This window comes from Geodermatophilus sp. SYSU D00779, assembly GCF_054050595.1.
In genome coordinates this window covers 117,084-136,604 of sequence record NZ_JBJGZQ010000007.1, presented here as the reverse complement: position 1 = coordinate 136,604, position 19,521 = coordinate 117,084, and the positions used below count along the sequence as shown (strand labels likewise).

21 protein-coding genes are annotated in these 19,521 nt (G+C 76.6%); 15 read left to right on the top strand and 6 right to left on the bottom strand.

Annotated features, from left to right (window positions below; genetic code table 11):
• Nucleotides 1–7 precede the first annotated feature (7 nt).
• Nucleotides 8–1,531: an FUSC family protein gene (locus tag ACI79G_RS07695; protein ID WP_456880544.1), complete on the bottom strand. Its 1,524-nt coding sequence runs from the start codon at nt 1,529–1,531 to the stop codon at nt 8–10.
• 71 nt (nt 1,532–1,602) lie between these two features.
• On the opposite strand from ACI79G_RS07695, the gene ACI79G_RS07690 reads away from it, so the two are divergent.
• A complete protein-coding gene (locus ACI79G_RS07690) occupies nt 1,603–2,115 on the top strand; it encodes a DUF2127 domain-containing protein (protein ID WP_456880543.1) in 513 nt (170 codons plus the stop codon).
• Here the strand turns inward: ACI79G_RS07690 and ACI79G_RS07685 are convergent.
• The gene (locus tag ACI79G_RS07685) at nt 2,054–3,115 is read right to left on the bottom strand and encodes a winged helix DNA-binding domain-containing protein (protein WP_456880542.1); all 1,062 of its coding nucleotides are present in this window, start codon (nt 3,113–3,115) and stop codon (nt 2,054–2,056) included. The genes ACI79G_RS07690 and ACI79G_RS07685 overlap by 62 nt on opposite strands.
• Nucleotides 3,116–3,386: 271 nt before the next feature.
• On the opposite strand from ACI79G_RS07685, the gene ACI79G_RS07680 reads away from it, so the two are divergent.
• The 4 genes from ACI79G_RS07680 to ACI79G_RS07665 are packed head-to-tail and all read left to right on the top strand — an operon-like array spanning nt 3,387 to nt 5,380.
• Nucleotides 3,387–4,136 (top strand): SDR family NAD(P)-dependent oxidoreductase, encoded by a 750-nt coding sequence (locus ACI79G_RS07680; protein ID WP_456880541.1) that lies wholly within the window; start codon nt 3,387–3,389, stop codon nt 4,134–4,136.
• A gap of 12 nt (nt 4,137–4,148) precedes the next feature.
• The gene (locus tag ACI79G_RS07675; RefSeq protein WP_456880540.1) at nt 4,149–4,778 is read left to right on the top strand and encodes a class I SAM-dependent methyltransferase; all 630 of its coding nucleotides are present in this window, start codon (nt 4,149–4,151) and stop codon (nt 4,776–4,778) included.
• A gap of 42 nt (nt 4,779–4,820) precedes the next feature.
• On the top strand, nt 4,821–4,943 hold the full coding sequence (locus tag ACI79G_RS07670; RefSeq protein WP_456880539.1) for a hypothetical protein: 123 nt from the start codon (nt 4,821–4,823) through the stop codon (nt 4,941–4,943).
• 11 nt (nt 4,944–4,954) lie between these two features.
• Nucleotides 4,955–5,380: a DUF1801 domain-containing protein gene (locus tag ACI79G_RS07665; RefSeq protein WP_456880538.1), complete on the top strand. Its 426-nt coding sequence runs from the start codon at nt 4,955–4,957 to the stop codon at nt 5,378–5,380.
• Here the strand turns inward: ACI79G_RS07665 and ACI79G_RS07660 are convergent.
• Nucleotides 5,365–6,705, bottom strand: a complete 1,341-nt coding sequence (locus ACI79G_RS07660) for a phosphoribosyltransferase family protein (protein WP_456880537.1) — start codon at nt 6,703–6,705, stop codon at nt 5,365–5,367. The genes ACI79G_RS07665 and ACI79G_RS07660 overlap by 16 nt on opposite strands.
• A gap of 177 nt (nt 6,706–6,882) precedes the next feature.
• Here ACI79G_RS07660 and ACI79G_RS07655 point away from each other — a divergent pair, with 177 nt between their 5' ends.
• The 4 genes from ACI79G_RS07655 to ACI79G_RS07640 all read left to right on the top strand — a co-directional run bounded on the left by ACI79G_RS07655 (nt 6,883) and on the right by ACI79G_RS07640 (nt 9,858).
• Complete coding sequence (locus ACI79G_RS07655; protein WP_456880536.1) at nt 6,883–7,077, top strand: three-helix bundle dimerization domain-containing protein; 195 nt, start codon at nt 6,883–6,885, stop codon at nt 7,075–7,077.
• An 84-nt stretch (nt 7,078–7,161) separates the two neighbouring features.
• A complete protein-coding gene (locus ACI79G_RS07650; RefSeq protein ID WP_456880535.1) occupies nt 7,162–8,781 on the top strand; it encodes an ABC-F family ATP-binding cassette domain-containing protein in 1,620 nt (539 codons plus the stop codon).
• 97 nt (nt 8,782–8,878) lie between these two features.
• Nucleotides 8,879–9,376: a pyridoxamine 5'-phosphate oxidase family protein gene (locus ACI79G_RS07645; RefSeq protein ID WP_456880534.1), complete on the top strand. Its 498-nt coding sequence runs from the start codon at nt 8,879–8,881 to the stop codon at nt 9,374–9,376.
• 83 nt (nt 9,377–9,459) lie between these two features.
• Complete coding sequence (locus ACI79G_RS07640) at nt 9,460–9,858, top strand: hypothetical protein (RefSeq protein WP_456880533.1); 399 nt, start codon at nt 9,460–9,462, stop codon at nt 9,856–9,858.
• Between the two features lie 36 nt (nt 9,859–9,894).
• Here ACI79G_RS07640 and ACI79G_RS07635 read toward each other — a convergent pair whose 3' ends face one another.
• The 3 genes from ACI79G_RS07635 to ACI79G_RS07625 all read right to left on the bottom strand — a co-directional run bounded on the left by ACI79G_RS07635 (nt 9,895) and on the right by ACI79G_RS07625 (nt 13,393).
• Complete coding sequence (locus ACI79G_RS07635; protein ID WP_456880532.1) at nt 9,895–10,782, bottom strand: oxidoreductase; 888 nt, start codon at nt 10,780–10,782, stop codon at nt 9,895–9,897.
• A 29-nt stretch (nt 10,783–10,811) separates the two neighbouring features.
• Nucleotides 10,812–12,014, bottom strand: coding sequence for an MFS transporter (locus tag ACI79G_RS07630; RefSeq protein ID WP_456880531.1), 1,203 nt, complete (start codon nt 12,012–12,014; stop codon nt 10,812–10,814).
• 197 nt (nt 12,015–12,211) lie between these two features.
• Nucleotides 12,212–13,393, bottom strand: coding sequence for an alcohol dehydrogenase catalytic domain-containing protein (locus ACI79G_RS07625; protein WP_456880530.1), 1,182 nt, complete (start codon nt 13,391–13,393; stop codon nt 12,212–12,214).
• Between the two features lie 291 nt (nt 13,394–13,684).
• On the opposite strand from ACI79G_RS07625, the gene ACI79G_RS07620 reads away from it, so the two are divergent.
• The 6 genes from ACI79G_RS07620 to ACI79G_RS07595 all read left to right on the top strand — a co-directional run bounded on the left by ACI79G_RS07620 (nt 13,685) and on the right by ACI79G_RS07595 (nt 19,521).
• Nucleotides 13,685–14,650, top strand: coding sequence for a M23 family metallopeptidase (locus ACI79G_RS07620; RefSeq protein ID WP_456880529.1), 966 nt, complete (start codon nt 13,685–13,687; stop codon nt 14,648–14,650).
• Between the two features lie 164 nt (nt 14,651–14,814).
• A complete protein-coding gene (locus tag ACI79G_RS07615) occupies nt 14,815–15,744 on the top strand; it encodes a cation diffusion facilitator family transporter (protein WP_456880528.1) in 930 nt (309 codons plus the stop codon).
• A 147-nt stretch (nt 15,745–15,891) separates the two neighbouring features.
• A complete protein-coding gene (locus ACI79G_RS07610) occupies nt 15,892–16,851 on the top strand; it encodes a cytochrome c oxidase assembly protein (protein ID WP_456880527.1) in 960 nt (319 codons plus the stop codon).
• A 62-nt stretch (nt 16,852–16,913) separates the two neighbouring features.
• Nucleotides 16,914–17,417 (top strand): metallophosphoesterase family protein, encoded by a 504-nt coding sequence (locus ACI79G_RS07605; RefSeq protein WP_456880526.1) that lies wholly within the window; start codon nt 16,914–16,916, stop codon nt 17,415–17,417.
• A complete protein-coding gene (locus tag ACI79G_RS07600; RefSeq protein WP_456880525.1) occupies nt 17,414–18,658 on the top strand; it encodes an MFS transporter in 1,245 nt (414 codons plus the stop codon). Before ACI79G_RS07605 ends, ACI79G_RS07600 begins: the two co-directional genes overlap by 4 nt.
• Complete coding sequence (locus ACI79G_RS07595; protein WP_456880524.1) at nt 18,655–19,521, top strand: putative RNA methyltransferase; 867 nt, start codon at nt 18,655–18,657, stop codon at nt 19,519–19,521. The genes ACI79G_RS07600 and ACI79G_RS07595 overlap by 4 nt, the downstream gene beginning before the upstream one ends.

Sequence of the window (19,521 nt, the reverse complement as noted above, 5' to 3'; positions counted from 1 at the left end):
GCCGCGGTCAGCTGGGGAGCCGCCGCGCCAGCGACGCCGCCAGGTCGTCGTCGCCCCGGGCACGGGCGCCCAGCAGCCCCCAGCCGAGGTCGGCGACCGCCCGGGCGCGGGTCGTCCAGGCCGTCGCGGCCGGGCCGGGGAACAGCTCGGCACGGGCGGCGGCGGCCACCTCGCCCTGCTGCACCAGCGCCTCGCGCAGCCGGTCGTCGGCGGGGCCGCCCGGCGCGGCCGCGACCGCGGCGCGGGCGGCCTCGGTGGTGGCGCGGACGGCGCCGGGCAGCCGCCGGCTGGCCGCCCGGGGCAGCAGCGAGAGCCCGACGACGAGGGCGAGGACGACGCCGACCCCGGTCTCGGCCAGCCGCTCGACCACCAGGGCGGCGCCGGAGCGGCCGGGTGCGCCGATGTGCACCAGCAGCAGCACCAGCGGCGTGATGCAGGTGACCGCCAGCACGTACTGGTGGGCGATGAGCAGCTCGACGGCCAGCTGCAGCACCGCGACGAGCAGCACCTCCACGCCCACCGGGAGGTCCGCCCACACCAGCGCCCCGGCGACCAGCACGCCCAGCGCGGTGCCGACCGCGCGCTGCAGCGCTCGCACCCGGGTCGCCCGCGCGTCGGTGCCCAGTTGGACGCTCACCGCGGTGCTCGCCGCCCAGTAGGGGCTCGACAGGCCCAGCGCCGCGGCGGAGAGGCCGGCCGCCGCCGTCCCGGTGCCGGTCCGCAGCGCGGTCGCCGTCCGGGGGGCGTGCCACCAGCGGGTCCCGGGGGCGCCGGTGACCGGAGGCAGGGCGACGTCCGGTCCGACGACCGGCAGTGCCCGCAGGAACCGCTGCTCGACGCCGTCCAGGCGGTCCCGCAGGCTGCCGTCGCCCCGCCGGCTGCCGGTGCGGACGGCGACGTCGGCCACCCGCACCGTGTGCGCGACCGCAGCGGGCAGCGGCGCCCTCTGCCCGCCGCGCTCGACGGCCGTGACCGCGGCGTCGGCGGCGTCCAGCGCCCGCCGCTCGGGGCCGGTCGGGTCCCACAGCCACGGCAGCAGGCAGCCGGCCCAGGCCAGCGTCGCCCCGGCCGCGGCGGCCAGCGCGTGGGCGCCCAGGTCGGCTGGGCCGGTGCCCAGCGCGCTCGACCCGCCGGCGACCAGCACGAGGCCCAGCGGGCCGGGCGGGCCGATCCGCCAGTGCAGCGTGGCCGCGGCGGCCGCGGCGGCCAGCGCGCCGCACAGCAGCGCGAGGACGACCGGGTGCCCGCCGGCCAGCGCCCCGAGCGTGCTCGCCACGGTCAGCGCGACGCCGACGCCCGCCACGACGACGGCCCGGCGCCGGTACGGCAGCGCGTGCCCGTAGACGGAGGTGAAGGCCGCCAGCGCCGCCGCCGAGCCGAGGTCGGCCCGGCCCAGTGCGACGCCGCAGGCCAGCGGCAGGGCCGTGCACACCGCCGCGGTGACCCCGCGCCGGCCGCCGGTCCGCCACAGCGCCGAGAGCGCGGGCAGCGGTGGGCCGAGCAGCGGGGTCAACCGGGGGGCCGCGGGCACGACCCCCATCCTCTCCGCCGTCGAGAGCGCGACCTCGCGGGCCTGGACGCCGCGGGTCGTCGGCGAGGAGCATGCCCGGCACGACCACCGACCGGCTGCTGCACGCCGCCCTGCTCCTCAAGGGACTCGACGGCGCGGTGGAGCTGCTCGCGGGCGTCGCCCTCGCGCTGGTGGGCCCCCGGGAGCTCGGGGAGCTGACCCAAAGGGTGGTCGCGCACCACCTGCTGGGCAGCCCCCGCGGCGCCCTCGCCGAGCGGTTCACGGCGGGGGAGGCGGCGCTGAGCGGGGGCGACCGCACGTTCGCCGTCGTCTACCTGACCCTCCACGGCCTGGTGAAGCTGGGCCTGGTCGTGGCCCTGCTGCGCGAGCTGCGGCCCGCGTACCCGGTGGCGATCGGCGTCCTCGCGGTCTTCGTCGGCTACGAGGCGTACCGGGCGGTCCGGACCGGGTCCTCGGCGCTCTGGGCCGCCGCGGCGCTCGACCTCGCGATCACCGTGCTCGTGGTGCGCGAGTACCGCCGGCTCACGGCAGGGCGGCGGCCGCCTGCGGGATCGCGGCGGCGACCTCGTCGGGGAACGTCGTGAACGGGGTGGCGGTCACCGTCCGCTTCCCGCCGCGGCCCGTCCAGGCCCACGTGCCGACCACCTGCCCGCGGTGGACGACGGTCGGCCGGAAGACGCCGTTGCCACCGGGCACGATCCGGTCGGCGAACTCGGGCGGGACGGCGCAGCTGCGGTCGGCGTAGCCGAGGACGAACTCGTCGAAGCCGGGCAGCAGGAACAGCCCGGCGGCCTCGGCCCGGTGCGCGGCCAGCAGGTCGGCCGTCTCCGGCGCCAGCAGGTGCTCGCGGCCGTCGACCTCCACGGCGGCCAGCTCGTCGCGGACGGCGGCCACCCCGGCGCGCACGTCGCCGAGCGGCAGCCCGGCCCAGCGCGCCAGGTCGGCGACCGTGGCCGGGCCGTGGCCGCGGAAGTAGCGCAGCGCGAGCTCGGCCAGGCCGGCGTCCCGGTCCAGCCGCCGCGGCGCGGTCACCCACTCGTCGAGCAGCACGAACGCCTGGTCGCCGCCCGCCATCGGCCCCAGGCAGAGCGTGCCGGTCTGCGCGAGGTACCAGAGCAGGTGGTAACCGCGCTGCCCGGTGACGTCGACCCCGCCGTCGGTCAGGACGGCCAGCAGCTCCTTGCGGCCGCAGCGCCGGCCGCCGGCCAGCGCCGCGGTCACCCGCTCGCGGGCCCGCTCGGTGTCGGCCTCGGTGAGGCCGAGCACGGCCCGGCGCCTGGCCGCTCCCGCCAGCACCCGCGGACCGCACAGCTCCAGCAGCCAGTGCAGGTCCTCGGCCGGCACGAGGTGCAGGGTGCTGCGCATCGGCCAGGAGCGGACCACCTCCCCGGCGTCCAGCGCCGCCTCCACCCCGGCCCGCGTGCGCGCCGCCGTCCGCAGGGCCACCGAGGTCAGCGCTCCCGGCAGGTCCTGTCCCTGCACGCAGGTGAGCAGCCGGACCGCCTCGGTCGCCGTGGCCGGGGGCGGCCCGGCGACCCGCTGGGCCACCAGCCGGAGCAGCGCCAGGTCGCGGGACGGCGTCATGTCCGGGGAGCCTGGCAGGGCGGTGTGACATCCAGCAGCTCATCCGCTGCGTCGCGGGACGAGTGGCCCGCAGCGCCCGTTCCGGGACCGGCGCCGTCCACCCGCAGGCTGCACCCTGCCGCCAGCGAAACGGTACAGATCCGGCCGCCGGCCGGGGGTGGGTGCGGGCCCGGAATGGGTACGGCGCGCCGCGACCCGAACCCGGACGAGGACGATCCATGCTCCAGCTCCTGCACCACCCTGGCCGCGCACCCATCGGGACGGTGCCCGCGTGAGCCGGCTCTCCGGACGCCGCGTCGTCGTCACCGGCGGCGCGCGGGACATCGGCGCCGCGATCGTCCGCGGCTTCGTCAGCGAGGGCGCCACCGTGGCCGTGCTGGACCCGCGCGTCGAGGAGGCGGTGCAGCTGGCCGACGAGGTCGGCGGGCGTGCCTACCGGGTCGACCTGTCCGACGTCACCGACACGAGGGAGGCGATCGAGAAGGCGATCGCCGGGCTCGGCGGGATCGACGTCCTGGTGAACTACGCCGGCGAGCAGCGCTTCGCGCCGTTGCTCGAGATGGACCCCGCGGAGCTGGGCGACCCCTTCGCCATGCCGGCCCAGTCGATGCTCATCGCCATCCAGGCCGCGGCCTGCGCCATGATCGCCTTCCGGGCACCCGGCGAGGACTGCCCCGGCAAGGTGATCAACGTGGCCAGCGCCGGGGGCACCGCTGCAGGCGGGCAGGCCCACTACGCGGCGTCCAAGGCGGCGGTGATGGGGCTCACCCGGGCCGCTGCGCACGAACTGGGCCCGCACGGCATCACCGTCAACTGCCTGTGCCCGGGCTACGTGGTCCAGCACAGCGATCCGGGTGCGCACAGCCGCCCCGAGGTCGCGACCTGGTCCGCGCTCTCCCCACTCGGCCGGCTCGGCGAGCCCAGCGACGTCGCCCGCGCCGCGGTGTTCCTGGCCTCCAGCGATGCGGACTACCTGACCGGTGACGCGCTGAACGTCGCCGGTGGCATGGTCCTGCACTGACACACTCCGCGCGTGCAGGCAGGGGACTGGGACGCGCGCTACGCCGCGCAGCAGCAGTGGTCGGCCGAGCCCAACGCGCTGGTGGCCGAGCTGGTCGGGGACCTGCCGCCCGGCGCGGCGGTCGACCTGGCGGCGGGGGAGGGGCGGCACGCGGTGTGGCTGGCCGGGCTCGGCTGGCGGGTGACCGCGGTCGACTTCTCCGCCACCGGGCTGGCCCGGGGTCGCGGCCGGCCCGGTGCCGACCGCGTCACCTGGGTGACCGCCGACGTGCTGGAGTGGGACGCGCCACCGGAGTCGCTGGACCTCGTGCTCGTCGCCTACCTGCACCTGCCGGAGGCGCAGACCACCACCCTGCTGCGCCGCGCGGTCGGCTGGCTGCGGCCGGGCGGGCGACTGCTCGTCCTCGGCCACGACGTCGACAACGTCGCCCACGGCGTCGGCGGACCGCAGGACCCGGCGATCCTCCACAGCGTCCGGCGGCTCGCGCCGGTGGCCGAGCTGCTCGACGTCGACCGGCTGGAGCAGGTGCGCCGGCAGACACCGGCGGGCACCGCGCTGGACACCCTGCTGCTGGGCCGTCGCCCCCGTGCCGGCACCGGGTCGGCCCCGTCCGGAGGCTCGCCGCGAGCGCGCGAGCGGTGAGGAGGACGGGGTCCTCCCACCGGCGGTAGCGTCCGGCCGGTGATGGGGATGGGTGGGGCCGGCGGCCCGGACGCGCAGCGGCGCCGGCGGCTCGTCGCCGCGGTCGTGGTGCTCGCGCTGCTGCTCACCGCCGCGGCCACGGTGCTGTCGATCGTGCTGGGCTGAGGAGGCGGGTCGTGGACGCCGGGATCGAGGACTGGTTCGCCGCGGCGGGCCCGCGCGAGGCCGAGCTGCGCGCCACCGATGCGCTCGTCGTGGCCGCCGCGCCGGGCATCGACCGGCAGCTGGTGCCGGCGGGGTCGGGGCAGGTGCTCGGCTACGGGCTGATGCCCTACCGGCCGCGCTCGGCGCGGGAGACGACGACGTGGCCGCTGATCGCCCTCGCGGCGCAGAAGCGGCACCTGTCGCTCTACGTCTGCGCCGTCGTCGACGGGGCCTACCTGGCCGAGGCCCGCGCCGACCGGCTGGGCCGGGTCTCCTGCGGGAGGAGCTGCATCCGCTTCTCCTCGCTCGACCGGGTGGACCGGGACGAGCTGACCGCGCTGCTGCAGGACGCCGTCGCCGCGACGGAGGCCGGCGCCAACGCCTACTCCTCGGGCTGATCGGCCCGCCGCCGGGCCGGGGGACCGGCGCGTGCCGCGCCGGTGAGGTGCGTGGCGAACCAGTCACGGGCGAGCTCGGCGGCCGCGCGCAGCGTGCCGGGCTCCTCGAACAGGTGCGAGGCACCAGGGACGACGGCCAGCCGGTTGGTGCACCGCAGCCGGGCCTGCGCCTCCCGGTTGAGCTCGAGCACCTGCGTGTCGTGGCCGCCCACGATGAGCAGCGTCGGCGCCCGCACCTCGGCCAGCGCCGGGCCGGCCAGGTCGGGGCGCCCGCCGCGGCTGACCACGGCCCGCACGGCGTCGTCCCGCGCCGCCGCCACCAGGGCCGCCGCGGCGCCGGTGCTCGCGCCGAAGAAGCCCAGCGGCAGGCCGGCGCAGGACGGTTCGGCCGTCGCCCAGCGGGACACCGCGGCCAGCCGCCCGGCCAGCAGCTCGACGTCGAAGACCGGGCCGCGGGCGGTCTCCTCGGCCGGGGTGAGCAGGTCGACCAGCAGCGTGGCCATCCCCGCGCAGTGCAGCACCTCGGCGACGGCGCGGTTGCGGGGGCTGTGCCGGCCGCTGCCGCTGCCGTGGGCGAAGACGACCAGCCCGACGGCGTGCTCGGGGACGGCCAGGTGCCCGGGCAGCCCGTCGGGGCCGGCGTCGGCGACCACGTCCTCGTCCCGCGGGGTGGGGACCCCCGCCGCGGGTGCTGGGGCCGGCCGGCGCAGCAGCGCGAGGACCTCCTCCTCGTCGGTCGCCCGGAAGTCGGCGTAGGCCTGCCCGACCGCGGCGAAGCGCTGGGGGCTCTCCAGGCACACCACCTCGTCCACGGTCGGCGCGATGTCGGCCAGGGCGCGCGGCGAGCCGACCGGGACGGCCAGCACCACGCGCGCCGCACCGTGCGCCCGGACCACCTCGCAGGCGGCCCGGGCGGTCGCGCCGGTCGCGATGCCGTCGTCCACCACCACCGCCGTCCGGCCCTCGAGGGACAGCCGTGCCCGGTCGCCGCGCAGCTGCCGGGCCCGCCGCTCGAGTTCGGCGCGCTCGCGCCGCTCGACGTCGGCGAGGGTCGCCTCGTCGACGCGGGCGGCGTCCAGGACGTCCTCGTTGAGGACGACCACGCCGTCCTCACCGACGGCGCCCATCGCCAGTTCCGGGCGCCGCGGCAGGCCGAGCTTGCGGACGAGGACGACGTCCAGCGGGGCGCCCAGCGCGCGGGCGACCTCGGCGGCCACCGGCACCCCGCCCCGGGGCAGCCCGAGCACGACGACGTCCCGCCCGGCGAGGGGCGCCATCCGGCGCCCCAGCTGCCGACCCGCGTCCCTGCGGTCCTGGAACGGCACCCGAGCCTCCTCGCGTCGGACCCCATGCTCACCCTCGTCCCGTCCGATCGCGATCCGCAACCCTGGGTTGCGGGGTGACCTTGGTCCCTGGTGTGGGCCCCGTCCACCGTTCACCGTTGACGCCGGTGCCGATGGCGCCCACTGGACCTGATCCCCCGCGCACGGAGGCGCCCCCGCATGACGCTGACCGACGACCCCGCCGTCGAGCAGGCCGTGGCCCGACTCGCCGACGAGTTCCGGACGCGGTTGCGTCCGCAGGTCATCGGCACCGTGGTCCGCACCTGCCGTCAGGACCTCAGCGGGGTGCCCGCCACGGCGCTGCCCGAGCTCGTCGAACGGCTGGCCCGGGAGCGTCTGCAGTCCGTCGCCTGACGGAGGACCCCCTGCTCGCAGGCCTGGGGCGGCGCCCTGCAGGCGGCCGGCGAAACCGGTTGCCAGCGCCCGGACGATGACCGGGTGGGCTCAGTCGACGTGATAGGGGTGCGGCACACCCTCCCTGATGGCCGGGTGCTGCTCGACGGCGTCTCCTTCCGGATCGGTGACGGAGCCCGTGCCGCGCTGGTCGGCGAGAACGGGGCCGGCAAGACGACGCTGCTGCGGATCGTCGCCGGCGACCTGGTCCCCGAGGCCGGGACGGTGGCCCGCAGCGGCGGCCTCGGCGTGATGCGCCAGTTCATCGGCTCGGTCCGCGACGACACGACGGTCCAGCGGTTCCTCGTCGACCTCGCGCCGCCGGCCGTGCGTGCTGCGTGGGACGCGGTCGAGGCCGCCGAGCTCACCCTGATGGAGACCGACGACGACGCGGCGCAGCTGACCTACGCCGACGCGCTCGCGCAGTGGGGCGACGCCGGCGGCTACGACGCCGAGGTCACCTGGGACACCGTCACCGTCGCCGCGCTCGGCGTCCCGTACGACCGGTGCAAGTACCGCGAGCTCTCGACCCTCTCCGGCGGGGAGCAGAAGCGGCTGGCGCTGGAGGTGCTGCTGCGCGGTCCGGACCAGGTGCTGCTGCTCGACGAGCCGGACAACTACCTCGACGTCCCCGGCAAGCGCTGGCTCGAGGAGCGGCTGCGGGAGACCCGCAAGACGGTGCTGTTCGTCAGCCACGACCGGGAGCTGCTGGCGCGCGTCGCCGACCGGGTGGTCACCGTCGAGGGCGGGACGGCGTGGGTGCACGGGGGTGGGTTCGGCGACTACGCGCAGGCGCGGACCGCCCGGCACGAGCGGATGGCCGAGCTGCGCCGGCGCTGGGACGAGGAGCACGCGCGGTTGGTCGAGCTGGTGCGCACGCTGCAGCAGCAGGCGGCCAACTCGCCGGACATGGCCTCCCGGTACCGGGCCGCGCAGACCCGCCTGGCCAGGTTCGAGGCGGAGGGGCCACCCCCGGAGCGGCCGCCGGAGCAGCAGGTCGCGATGCGGCTGCGCGGCGGGCGCACCGGCGTGCGCGCGGTCATGGCCGAGCAGCTGGAGCTCACCGGCCTGATGCGGCCGTTCGACCTCGAGGTCTGGTACGGCGACCGGGTCGCCGTCCTGGGGGCCAACGGCGCGGGCAAGTCGCACTTCCTGCGGCTGCTGGCCGGCCAGGACGTCGCGCACACCGGCGCGTGGCGGCTCGGCGCCCGCGTCGTCCCCGGGGTCTTCGCGCAGACCCACGCGCACCCGGACTGGCTCGACCGGACCCTGGTCGACCTGCTGTGGCACGGGGAGCCGGGCCGGCCGGGTGTCGACCGCGGCCGGGCGATGGCCGCGCTGCGCCGCTACGGGCTGGCGGCGTCGGGCGACCAGACGTTCGGCACCCTCTCCGGCGGGCAGCAGGCGCGCTTCCAGGTGCTGCTGCTGGAGCTGTCCGGCGCCACGCTGCTGCTGCTCGACGAGCCGACCGACAACCTCGACGTGCTGTCGGCCGAGTCGCTGGAGGAGGCGCTCGCCGCGTTCGAGGGCACGGTGCTCGCCGTCACCCACGACCGCTGGTTCGCCCGCTCCTTCGACCGCTTCCTGGTCTTCGGCGCCGACGGCCGGGTGTACGAGTCGGCCGAGCCGGTGTTCGACGAGACGCGGGTGCGGCGCGCCCGGTGAGGAGGCCCACCGGTCGCCCGTGTGTGAGGGTGCTCACGCGGTCGACCTCGGCGGAGGGCTGGGGCCGCAACACGCCGTCGAGGCCAGGAGGTGTCCCGTGGAGGCTGACGAGATCCGTGCGGTGATGGAGGACCCCGTCGCGCGCCGGCTGCTGGCGTCGGCGAACCCCGCCCGGCTCGCCTACGTCGCGCGGGACGGGACGCCGCGCGTCGTCCCGGTCGGCTTCTCCTGGAACGGCGTGGCGATCGTCATCGGCACGGTGCCCGGGTCCGCGAAGGTCGCCGCCCTGCAGGCCCGTCCCGCCGTGGCGCTGACGATCGACACCAGCCCACCGACCTGGCCACCCAACGTGCTGCTGGTGCGCGGCACGGCCGAGGTCTCGCTGGTGGACGGCGTCTTCCCCGAGTACGTCGAGGGCGCCCGGAAGGTGACGCCGGCGGAGGAGTTCCCGCGGTGGGAGGCGGGCGTGCACGCGCTGTACGACCAGATGGTCCGGATCGACGTCACGCCGACGTGGGCGAGGGTCCACGACTTCGAGACCCGGATCCCCCAGGCGGTCGAGGAACTCGCGAGGAGCAAGTTCGGCGGGTCCTGACCGCCCTCCGTCGACGGCCGGGACACCACCGATGGTCCGTCAGGCCACCTTGACAGTCAGGCTGGCCTGACGGACGCTGGGGCATGGCCGACATCGACGCCCTCGACCGTGAGCACACGCTCGCCACCGCCGTCCGGCGCTTCGACGAGCTGCGCGGGCGGGACTCGCTGGCCGACCCCGACGACCCGGGGGGTCCCCGTCCGCTGAGCCGGGCCGAGGCGCTGGAGCTGCTGGCCCTCGGCGAGGTGATCGCCCGGAAGGCCGGCCAGGGGCGGCAGCTGACGGTCCGGACGGCGCGGGGCACCGGTGCCTCGTGGGCGGAGATCGGTCGGTCCCTGGGGACCACCCGCCAGTCGGCGTGGGAGGCGCACCGTCGCTGGATCGACGGGCAGGCCGCCCAGCACGGCGCCGTCGGCGAGATCGGCTTCGACGAGGAGGACGCCGCGGTCGCCCGGGCCCTGGCCGGCGACCGGCCGCGCTGACCTCCGGTCCGGCCGACCCGTCCGGCGCCGAGTCGATCACGGGGTGGGGGTGCCGCCGATGTCGTCGAGCTCCTCGAGCTCCCGCGGGCCGAGCACGAGCATCCCGGCGGCCAGGTTCTCCTCGAGGTGGGCCACCGACGAGGTGCCCGGGATGAGCAGCAGGTTGGGGCTGCGGGCCAGCAGCCAGGCCAGCGCGACCTGCATCGGGGAGGCCTCCAGCCGCCGGGCCACCGTCTCCAGCGCCGCGGACTGCAGCGGCGTGAAGCCGCCCAGCGGGAAGAACGGCACGTAGGGGATGCCCTCGCGGGCCAGCGCGTCGACCATCGGGTCGTCGTGCCGGTGCACCAGGTTGTAGTGGTTCTGCACGCACACGACCGGAGCGATCGACCGGGCCTCGGCCAGCTGCTGCGACGTCACGTTGCTGACCCCGAGGTGCCGGACCAGCCCCTCCTCCCGCAGCGCGGCGAGCGCCTCGAACGGCTCGGCCAGCGACCGCTCGACCGGCTCGGAGAAGCCGGGCATGCGCAGGTTCACGACGTCCAGCACCTCCACGCCCAGGTTGCGCAGGTTGTCCTCGACCGCCCGGCGCAGCTGCTCGGGGGCCAGCGCCTCGGGCCACTCGCCGGCCGGCGTCCGCTCGGCGCCGACCTTCGTGACCATGGTCAGGTCCTCGGGGTAGGGGTGCAGCGCCTCGCGGATGATCTCGTTGGTCACGTGCGGGCCGTAGTAGTCGCTGGTGTCGATGTGGTCGACACCGAGCTCCACCGCCCGGCGCAGGACGGCGACGGCGGCGGCGCGGTCGGCCGGCGGACCCATGACGTGCGGGCCGGCCAACTGCATCGCGCCGTAGCCGATCCGGTTGACCGACCGGTCGCCGAGGGAGAACCGGCCGGAGCGTTCCGCGGTGGGGGTCGGGGTCGTCATGACCGGGCCCTACCCCGGTCGTCGGACGGTCAGGCGGCGGCGCGGCACTCCGCGGGGACGGCGTCCGCCCCGGCCGTCGTCGGCACCCGGTCGCGCCGGTCGGCCGCCCGCACGACGACGGCGATCCCGGCGCCGGCCAGCGCCAGGGCCGCGCCCACCCAGATCGGGGCGGTGTAGCCCAGGCCCCCCGACAGCACCGCCGCGCCGAGCGCGGCGCCCAGGGCGTTGGCCACGTTGAACGCGCCCTGGTTGGCCGCGGAGACCAGGCTGCCGCCGCGCACCCGCGCGGCCTCGATGACGCCGTTCAGCACCACCGGCCCCAGCCCGAACGCGAGCGCGCCGAACAGCACCAGCAGCACGACGGCGGCGATGGGGGTGCGGGCCACGAGGGCGAACACGGCCAGGACGACGGCGGTGGCCAGCAGGCCGACCGTGACGAGGGAGAAGCCGTAGCGGTCGCCCAGCCGGCCGCCGACGAGCGTGCCCACGGTGGTGCCGACGCCGAAGAGCGCCAGCACCGGCGTCACCCACCCCACGGGCAGGCCGCCCAGCTCCGTGAGGATCGGGCTGACGTAGCTGTAGACGGCGAACAGCGCGGAGAAGCCGACCATCGTCAGGCCCAGCACCAGCCACACCTGACCGCGGCGGAAGGCGGCCAGCTCGGTGCGCAGGTCGCCGGGCTCGCCCAGCTCGGCCGGCATCCAGGCCAGCAGCCCGGCGATGGTGACCAGGCCGATGACGGCGATGGCGGCGAACACCAGCCGCCAGCTGGTCTGCTGCGCGACGAACGTGCCCAGCGGGACGCCGACGACGTTGGCCACGGTCAGCCCGCTGATCATCAGCGAGATCGCGCTGGTGGCCCGCTCGGGCGCGACCACCCGGCGGGCGGCGACCGCGCCGACGCCGAAGAAGGAGCCGTGCGCCAGGGCGGTGAGCACCCGGGCGGCGGCGAGCGTCTCGTAGGTGGGCGCCACCGCCGACAGCGCGTTGCCGACGACGAACAGCACCATGAGGCCGACGAGGGTCTGCCGCGGCGGGAAGCGCACGCCGAGCGCGGTCAGGGTGGGCGCACCCACCACGACGCCGATGGCGTAGGCGGAGATCAGCAGGCCGACCGACGGGACCGAGACCCCGAGTCCCTCGGCCATCTCGGGCAGCATGCCCATCACGACGAACTCGGTGGTGCCGATGCCGAAGGCGCCGATGGCGAGGGTGAGCAGGGCGCGGGGCACGGGGCGGCTCCAGGACGGTGCGGTATCCGGTGGGGCTCGGACTGCGTCGTCCTGCCGAGGTGTTCCCTCCCGACCCTGCCAGGGTCCTTGGTCCCGCGTCCTGCTGTGGCGGGGTGCGACCGGTCACAGGCCGGTCAGGTGGCCTCCCGATGCGCGACGGGGGCCGGCCGCGGGAGGCCGGTCCCCGTCGCGTCGGGTCAGGGCCTGAGCAGCACCTTGACCGCGCCGTCCCGCTTCTCGCGGAAGTCCGCATAGGCCTGCGGCGCCTGCTCCAGCGGCACGTGGTGGGTGGCGAAGTCGTCGACGCCCAGCGGGTCGCCCTCGGTGAGGATCGGCAGGATGTCGGGCACCCACCGCCAGACGTTGGCCTGGCCCATGCGCAGCTGGATCTGCTTGTCGAACATCCGCATGAGGGGCACGGGGTCGGTCGCCCCGCCGTAGACCCCCGACAGCGAGATCGTCCCGCCGCGGCGGACCGCGTCGATGGCGGTGTTGAAGGCGGCCAGCCGGTCGATGCCGACCACCTGCATGACCTTCTCCATGACCGCGTCCGGCACGACCGCGGTCGCCTTCTGGGCGATGCTCGCCAGCGGGGAGCCGTGCGCCTCCATGCCGACGGCGTCGATCACCGCGTCAGCGCCGCGGCCGGCGGTCGCGTCCTGGATCTGCTGCACGACGTCGTCCTTGTCCGTCGAGCGGATGACGTGCGTGCCGCGGGCGGTGGCCCGCGCGAGCCGCTCCGGGACGACGTCGGAGGCGTAGACGTCCTCGATGCCCAGGTGGTGGGCGATGCGGGTGCACATGTCACCGATCGGGCCGAGGCCCAGGACCAGCAGCGTGCCGCCGGGCGGCGTCGCCGCGTACTGCACCGCCTGCCAGGCGGTCGGCAGCACGTCGGAGAGGTAGACGAACCGGTCGTCGGGCAGCCCCTCGGGGACCTTGATCGGCAGCGTGTTGCCGAAGGGCACCCGCAGGTACTCCGCCTGGCCGCCGGGCACCTGGCCGTAGAGCTTGGTGTAGCCGAACAGCGAGGCGCCGAAGCCCTGCTCGCGGTTCTGCGTCGTCTCGCACTGGGACTGCAGGCCCTGCGAGCACATCCAGCAGGTGCCGCAGGAGATGTTGAAAGGGACGACGACCCGGTCGCCGGGCTTGACCGCGGTGACCTCGGGGCCGACCTCGCGGACGACGCCCATGGGCTCGTGGCCCATCACGTCGCCGACCGTCATGAACGGCGCCATGACCTCGATCAGGTGGAGGTCGGACCCGCAGATGCCGCTCGAGGTGACCTCGACGACGACGTCGGTGGGGTCCTTGATCGTGGGGTCCGGGACGGTGTCCACCCGGACGTCGGCTCGGCCGTGCCAGGTCACTGCGCGCATGGGAGTGGGCTCCTCAGGGAGGCGTCGACGGGTCTCGGACAAGGGCCTTCTGCCCCGACGTGATGTCGATCGCGCCCCCGCGTGCCACGCCGCGGCGTGTCGCTCACATGTCGTCAGAGGGACTCGACGCAACGTCGACGGTCAACCGTGCACGTCCGTGATCCCGCCCACCGATCCGGGCCCTATTCCCCGCCGCGAAAGTCACGATTTGGTCACGACGTGTTTACATGGCTTCCGTCCGCTTCCCCCGGACCCCGCACGACGACCCTGTCCCCTCCGGAAGCCAGGTGCATGAGCCAGCTCCACCACGACCGTCCCGTCGACCAGGGCGAGACGGCCCCACACCACGTCCCGACGCGCCGCATGGGGGATGCGCGACCGTCGGACACCACCCCCGAGGAGCTCCGGCTCACCGAGGTCCCCGACCTCGCCGACCTCACCCAGCAGGCCGAGGCCGTCGCCCGCGCCGGCATCGAGGACGTCCGCCCGGCCTCCGCCGCTCCGGTCGTGACCGGCGGACGACGGGGCCGCCTCCGCACCCGCGGGATCCCGTCGCCGGCCCGCCGCCCGGCCGCCTACCTGGCCGCCGCGCTCGTCGGGGTCAGCGGCCTGGGCCTGTTCGCCGCCGGCGACCGCGCCGCGGAGAGGACCGACGTGGCCGAGAGCTCCTCGGTCAGCGTCGCCGAGGAGCTGGGGCTGGACGGAGGGTCGCAGCCCGCGGTCCCCGAGGCCGACGCCGCCGCCCGGCTCGGTGAGCTCACCGCCAGCCGCACCGCGCGGCAGGCCGAGCAGGCCGCCGCCGCCCAGGCGCAGGCGGAGGCCGACCGGCTCGCCGCCGCGGCGATCGCGGAGGCCGCCCGCCCCGAGGCGGTGCTGCCCGTCGACGGCGGTCGGCTGACCAGCGGCTTCGGGTCCCGGTGGGGCAGGGCGCACGCCGGCATCGACCTCGCCGCGCCCATGCGCACGCCGGAGAAGGCCGCGATGGACGGCGTCGTGCTCGAGGCCGGCCCGGCCAGCGGCTACGGCCTGGCGGTCTTCGTCCAGCACGCCAACGGCGACGTCACCGCCTACGGCCACATGGACGAGATCCTCGTCTCGGCCGGCCAGGTCGTCCGCGCGGGCGACACCATCGCGCTGCTCGGCAACCGCGGCCAGTCCACCGGCCCGCACCTGCACTTCGAGGTGCGCCGCGGCGGCCTCAACGGCGAGAAGGTCGACCCGGTGCCCTACCTGCGGGAGCGCGGCGTCCAGCTCTGAGGAAGGACCCCCTGCCCTCCGCCACTCGCAGGAGGACCCCGTCCTCCCGACCCTCGCAACCCCGGGACGGGGCCAGGGTCCCTGCAGGGAGCCGTTCCCGTCCGTCACCGAGGCCGTGCGGGACACTCGACCGTGCGGGACGCGACGGCGGGGGAGGCCGGTTGATGGGGCACGGGCACGGGCACGGGCAGGGCGCCCCCACGGGCACCGCCTCGGCCGCGTACCGCCGCCGGCTGACCGTCGTCCTCGGCCTCACCGTCGCGATGGTCGCCGCGGAGATCGTCGGCGCGGTGGTCTCCGGGTCGCTGGCCCTGCTCGCCGACGCCGGACACATGGCCACCGACGCCCTGGGCCTCGGCCTGGCGCTCGGGGCGGTCTCGCTGGCCCAGCGTCCCGCCCGCGGACGGCGCACCTTCGGCTGGCAGCGCGCGGAGATCCTCGGCGCCGTCGCCAACGGCCTGCTGCTGGTGGCCGTCGCCGGCTACGTCGTCGTGGAGGCGGTCCGCCGGATCGAGGACCCGCCCGAGATCGACTCCGGCGTGGTGCTCGCCGTCGCCGCGGTGGGCCTGGCCGTCAACCTCGCCGGCCTGGCGCTGCTGCATTCGGGCCGCTCGGCGTCCCTCGCCGTCCGCGGTGCCCACCTCGAGGTGCTCGGCGACGCGCTGGGCTCGGTCGCCGTCCTCGTCGCCGCCGTCGTCGTCGCGACCGCCGGGTGGACGCCGGCCGACACGGTCGCCTCCCTGCTCATCGCCGCTCTGGTGCTGCCGCGGGCGTGGTCGCTGCTGCGCGAGGCCGTCGACGTGCTGCTGGAAGCGGCGCCGCGCGGGGTGGACCTCGACGACGTGCGGGCACACGTCCTCAGGGTGGACGGCGTCGTCGGCGTCCACGACCTGCACGCCTGGACGATCACCTCGGGCCTGCCGGTGCTCTCCGCGCACGTCGTCGTGAGCGACGAGGCGCTGGCCGACGGCCACGGCGGGCGGGTGCTCGACGCGCTCTGCGCCTGCCTGGGGGACCACTTCGACGTCGAGCACTGCACCTTCCAGCTGGAGGCCGAGGCGCACGCCGGCCACGAGGCGCCGGTCCACGAGTGAAGCTGGAGGACCCCCTGTCCCCCGCCACTCGCAGGCTCGCGGCGGGACCCCGCAGGGGGCCGCGGCGGTGCCCTGGACGGGGCCGTTCCACCACGTCGCCTGGTGGGACAGTGGGGTGGCAAGTGGACGGCACGGCAGGAGGCAGCGGTGGACCACGGTCATCACCCGGGCATGTGGGTGCCCGCGGAGCCGCCGACGTGGGGGCGGATGTTCCTGCCGCACCTCGACGGCTGGTCGTGGTTGGCGGTGCTGAGCCTGCTCGGGCTCGTCGGCTACCTGGTCGCGGTCGTGCTGCTGCGCCGCACGGGCGTGACCTGGCCGTGGTGGCGGACGGCGTCCTGGGTGGCCGGCTGTGCCGCGCTGTTCGCGGTGACCGGCACCTGGCTCAACGGTTACGGCATGGTGCTGTTCAGCGTGCACATGGCCCAGCACATGGTGCTGTCGATGGTGGTGCCGATCCTGCTGCTGGTCGGTGCCCCGGTGACCCTCGCGCTGCGGACCCTGCCGCGCGGCAAGCGGCTGGCCGGCGTCCCGCGGGCGCTGCTGCTCGACGCGCTGCACAGCCGGGTCGCCCGCGTGCTGTCGCACCCGGCGTTCACGCTGCCGCTGTTCCTGGCCAGCCTCTACGCGGTCTACTTCACGCCGCTGTTCGACGCGCTCATGGCCAACCCGGTGGGCCACCAGTTCATGCTGGCCCACTTCACGGTGACCGGGCTGCTGTTCTTCGGCCCGATCCTGGCCCAGGACCCCTGGCCCCGGACGGCGGGCCACGGCGGCCGGATCGTCGAGCTGCTGCTCCCGATGCCGTTCCACGCCTTCTTCGGCGTCGCGATCCTGATGGCCGGCTCGCTGGTGGTGGAGACCTTCGCCGACCCGCCGGCCGGCTGGGGCGTCGACCCGCTGGCGGACCAGCAGACCGCCGGGAGCATCGCCTGGTCCTTCGGCGAGATCCCGACGGTCTTCGTCCTGGCGGTCGTGCTGTTCGCCTGGATGGGCTCCGAGCAGCGGAAGGCCCGCCGCCTCGACCGGGTCGCCGAGCGCACCCAGGACGCCGAGCTCGCCGCCTACAACGAGCGCCTCAAGGCCCTCGCCGCGCGCGGACGCTGAGGTCGACCCCGGCGTCCACCGCAGCGGCGCCCGGGGCGGTGGGTGCCTGCGACCATGTCCGCGTGCCGGTATCCCTGGTGTTCACCGCGGACACGCACGTCCCGAAGCGGGCGCGTGACCTCCCTCCTGCGCTGTGGGCCGCGATCGACGCGGCGGACGTCGTCGTGCACGCCGGCGACTGGGTGGACGTCGCGCTGCTCGACCGGTTCGAGGAGCGCGCCTCCCGGCTGGTCGCCGTCCACGGCAACAACGACCACGGCCCGCTGCGCGAGCGGCTGCCCGAGGTGGCCCGCGCCGAGGTCGGCGGCATCCGGCTGGCCGTCGTCCACGAGACCGGCGACAGACGAGGCCGCGAGGCCCGCTGTGCCGCCCGCTTCCCCGATGCCGACCTGCTGGTGTTCGGGCACAGCCACATCCCCTGGGACACCACCGCCGGCACCGGTCTGCGGCTGGTGAACCCCGGCTCGCCCACCGACCGGCGCCGGCAGCCGCACGGCACCTTCGTCACCGCGGTGGCCGACGACGGCGTGCTGCGCGACGTGACCTTCCACCCGGTCGTGAGGTGACGGCGGCCACCGGCGGCAGCACGGGAGGCACGGCGCGCTGGCGCCACCTCGGGGTCAGCCTGGTCGGGCTGGTCGCCGCGTGCGCGGTCCAGAACGGGCTGCCGTTCCTCACCGTCGCCCTCCGCGCGGAGGGGCTCTCCCTCGCCGCGATCGGCCTGCTGGTCAGCGCGCCCGCGGCGGGCCTGGTGCTGAGCCTGCTCGCCTGGGGCGCGGCGGCCGACCGGTACGGCGAGCGGGTGGTGCTCAGCGCCGGGCTCGGCGTCGCCGCGGCCGCCATGACCGGCGCCGCCCTGGCCGACACCGCGGTCGCCACGGGGCTGTGGCTGCTGCTCGCCGGTGCCGGCAGCGCCTCGGTGCACGCGGCCAGCGGGCGGCTGGTGCTCGGCTGGTTCCCCGCCTCGCAGCGCGGTCTGGCCATGGGGGTGCGCCAGGCCGGCCAGCCGATCGGCGTGGGGCTGGCGGCCTTCGCGTTGCCGCGGCTGGCCGAGGACGGCCCGGGGACGGCGTTCGCCGCGCTCGCCGCCGGCTGCGCGGTCACCGCCGTCCCCGTCGGGGTGCTGGTGCGCGACCCGGCGCGGCCCGTGCCGGCCCCGGGTGCGCCGCGGGCGGCCTCGCCCTACCGCTCGCCGGTGCTGTGGCGGGTGCACGCGGCCAGCACGCTGCTGGTCGTCCCGCAGTTCGTGGTGGCGGCCTTCAGCTTCGACTTCCTGGTGCGCGAGGCCGGCTGGTCGACCGCCGGGGCCGGCACGCTGCTCGCGGTCACCCAGCTCGGCGGGGCGGCCGCGCGGCTCGGTGCGGGCGCGTGGTCGGACCGCGCGGGCAGCCGGGTGCGACCGCTGCGCCTGGTCTCGGTCGCGGTGGCCGCCGTCGTCGGGGTGCTGGCCGTCGTCGCCGTCCTCACCCCGGACGTCCTGGCCCCGGTTGCCGTCGCCGTGGCCGTCGTCTGCGCCGCCGTCGTCACGGTGAGCCCGAACGGGATCGCGTTCACCTCCGTCGCCGAGCAGGCCGGCAGCACCTGGGCCGGGCGCGCGCTGGGCGCGCACAACACCGCGCAGAACCTCTCCGCCTCCCTGACCGTGCCGCTGGCCGCGCTGCTCGTCGACAGCGGGCCCGGCTACCCGGCGGCGTTCGCGGCCGGCGCCGTCGCGGCGGCCCTGGCGGTCGGTGTGGTGCCGGGCCGGGCGGCCGAGGCGTCTTCCGGCGGCGCCCCGCGGGCGGCCGACCCGGCTCCGAGCCGGTGAGCCCTCGCCGGCCGTGGCCCCCGGGAGCGGTCGAGCTGCTCGCCTGCCCGGTCTGCGGGGGGCCGCTGGCCGTGCGGGCCGACGACGCCGGGCTGGTCTGCCCGGCCGGGCACTCCTTCGACCGGGCGCGGCAGGGGCACGTCACGCTGCTGCCGCCCGGGCACGTCCCGCCGTCCGGCGACTCCGCGGCGATGGTCGCCGACCGGGTGGCCTTCCTCGCCGCCGGTCACTACGCCGGTGTGACCCGCGCGCTGGCGGACGCCGTCACCGTGGGGGAGGACGGCCCGCCCGGTGCGCTGCTCGACCTCGGCGGGGGCACGGGGCACCACCTGGCCGGCGTCCTCGACCGGCTGCCCGGCGCGGTCGGGGTGGTCCTGGACTCCTCGCGGTACGCCGCCCGCCGCGCGGCCGGAGCGCACCCGCGGGCCCTAGCGGTGGTGGGCGACGCCTGGGCCCGGCTGCCGGTGCGCGACGCCGCCGTCGACCGGGTGCTGGTCGTGTTCGCCCCGCGCAACGGCCCCCAGATCGCGCGGGTGCTGCGGCCGGGTGGGCGGCTGGTCGTCGTCACCCCGGCCGCCGACCACCTCGCCGAGCTGGTCGAGTCGCTGGGGCTGCTGCGGGTCGACCCCGACAAGGCCCGCCGGCTGTCGGCGACCCTCGAGCCGCACCTGCGCCCGGTCGCCGCGGCCGGGCACCGGGAGCGGCTGGAGCTGGACCGCGCGGCGGTCACGACGCTGGTCGGCATGGGCCCGCACGCGCGGCACCTGACGCCTGAGGGGCTGGCAGAGGCCGTGGCCGGGCTGCCCGAGCGGACGCCGGTCACCGTGTCGGTCGACGTGACGACCTGGACGCGGGGCGGCTGA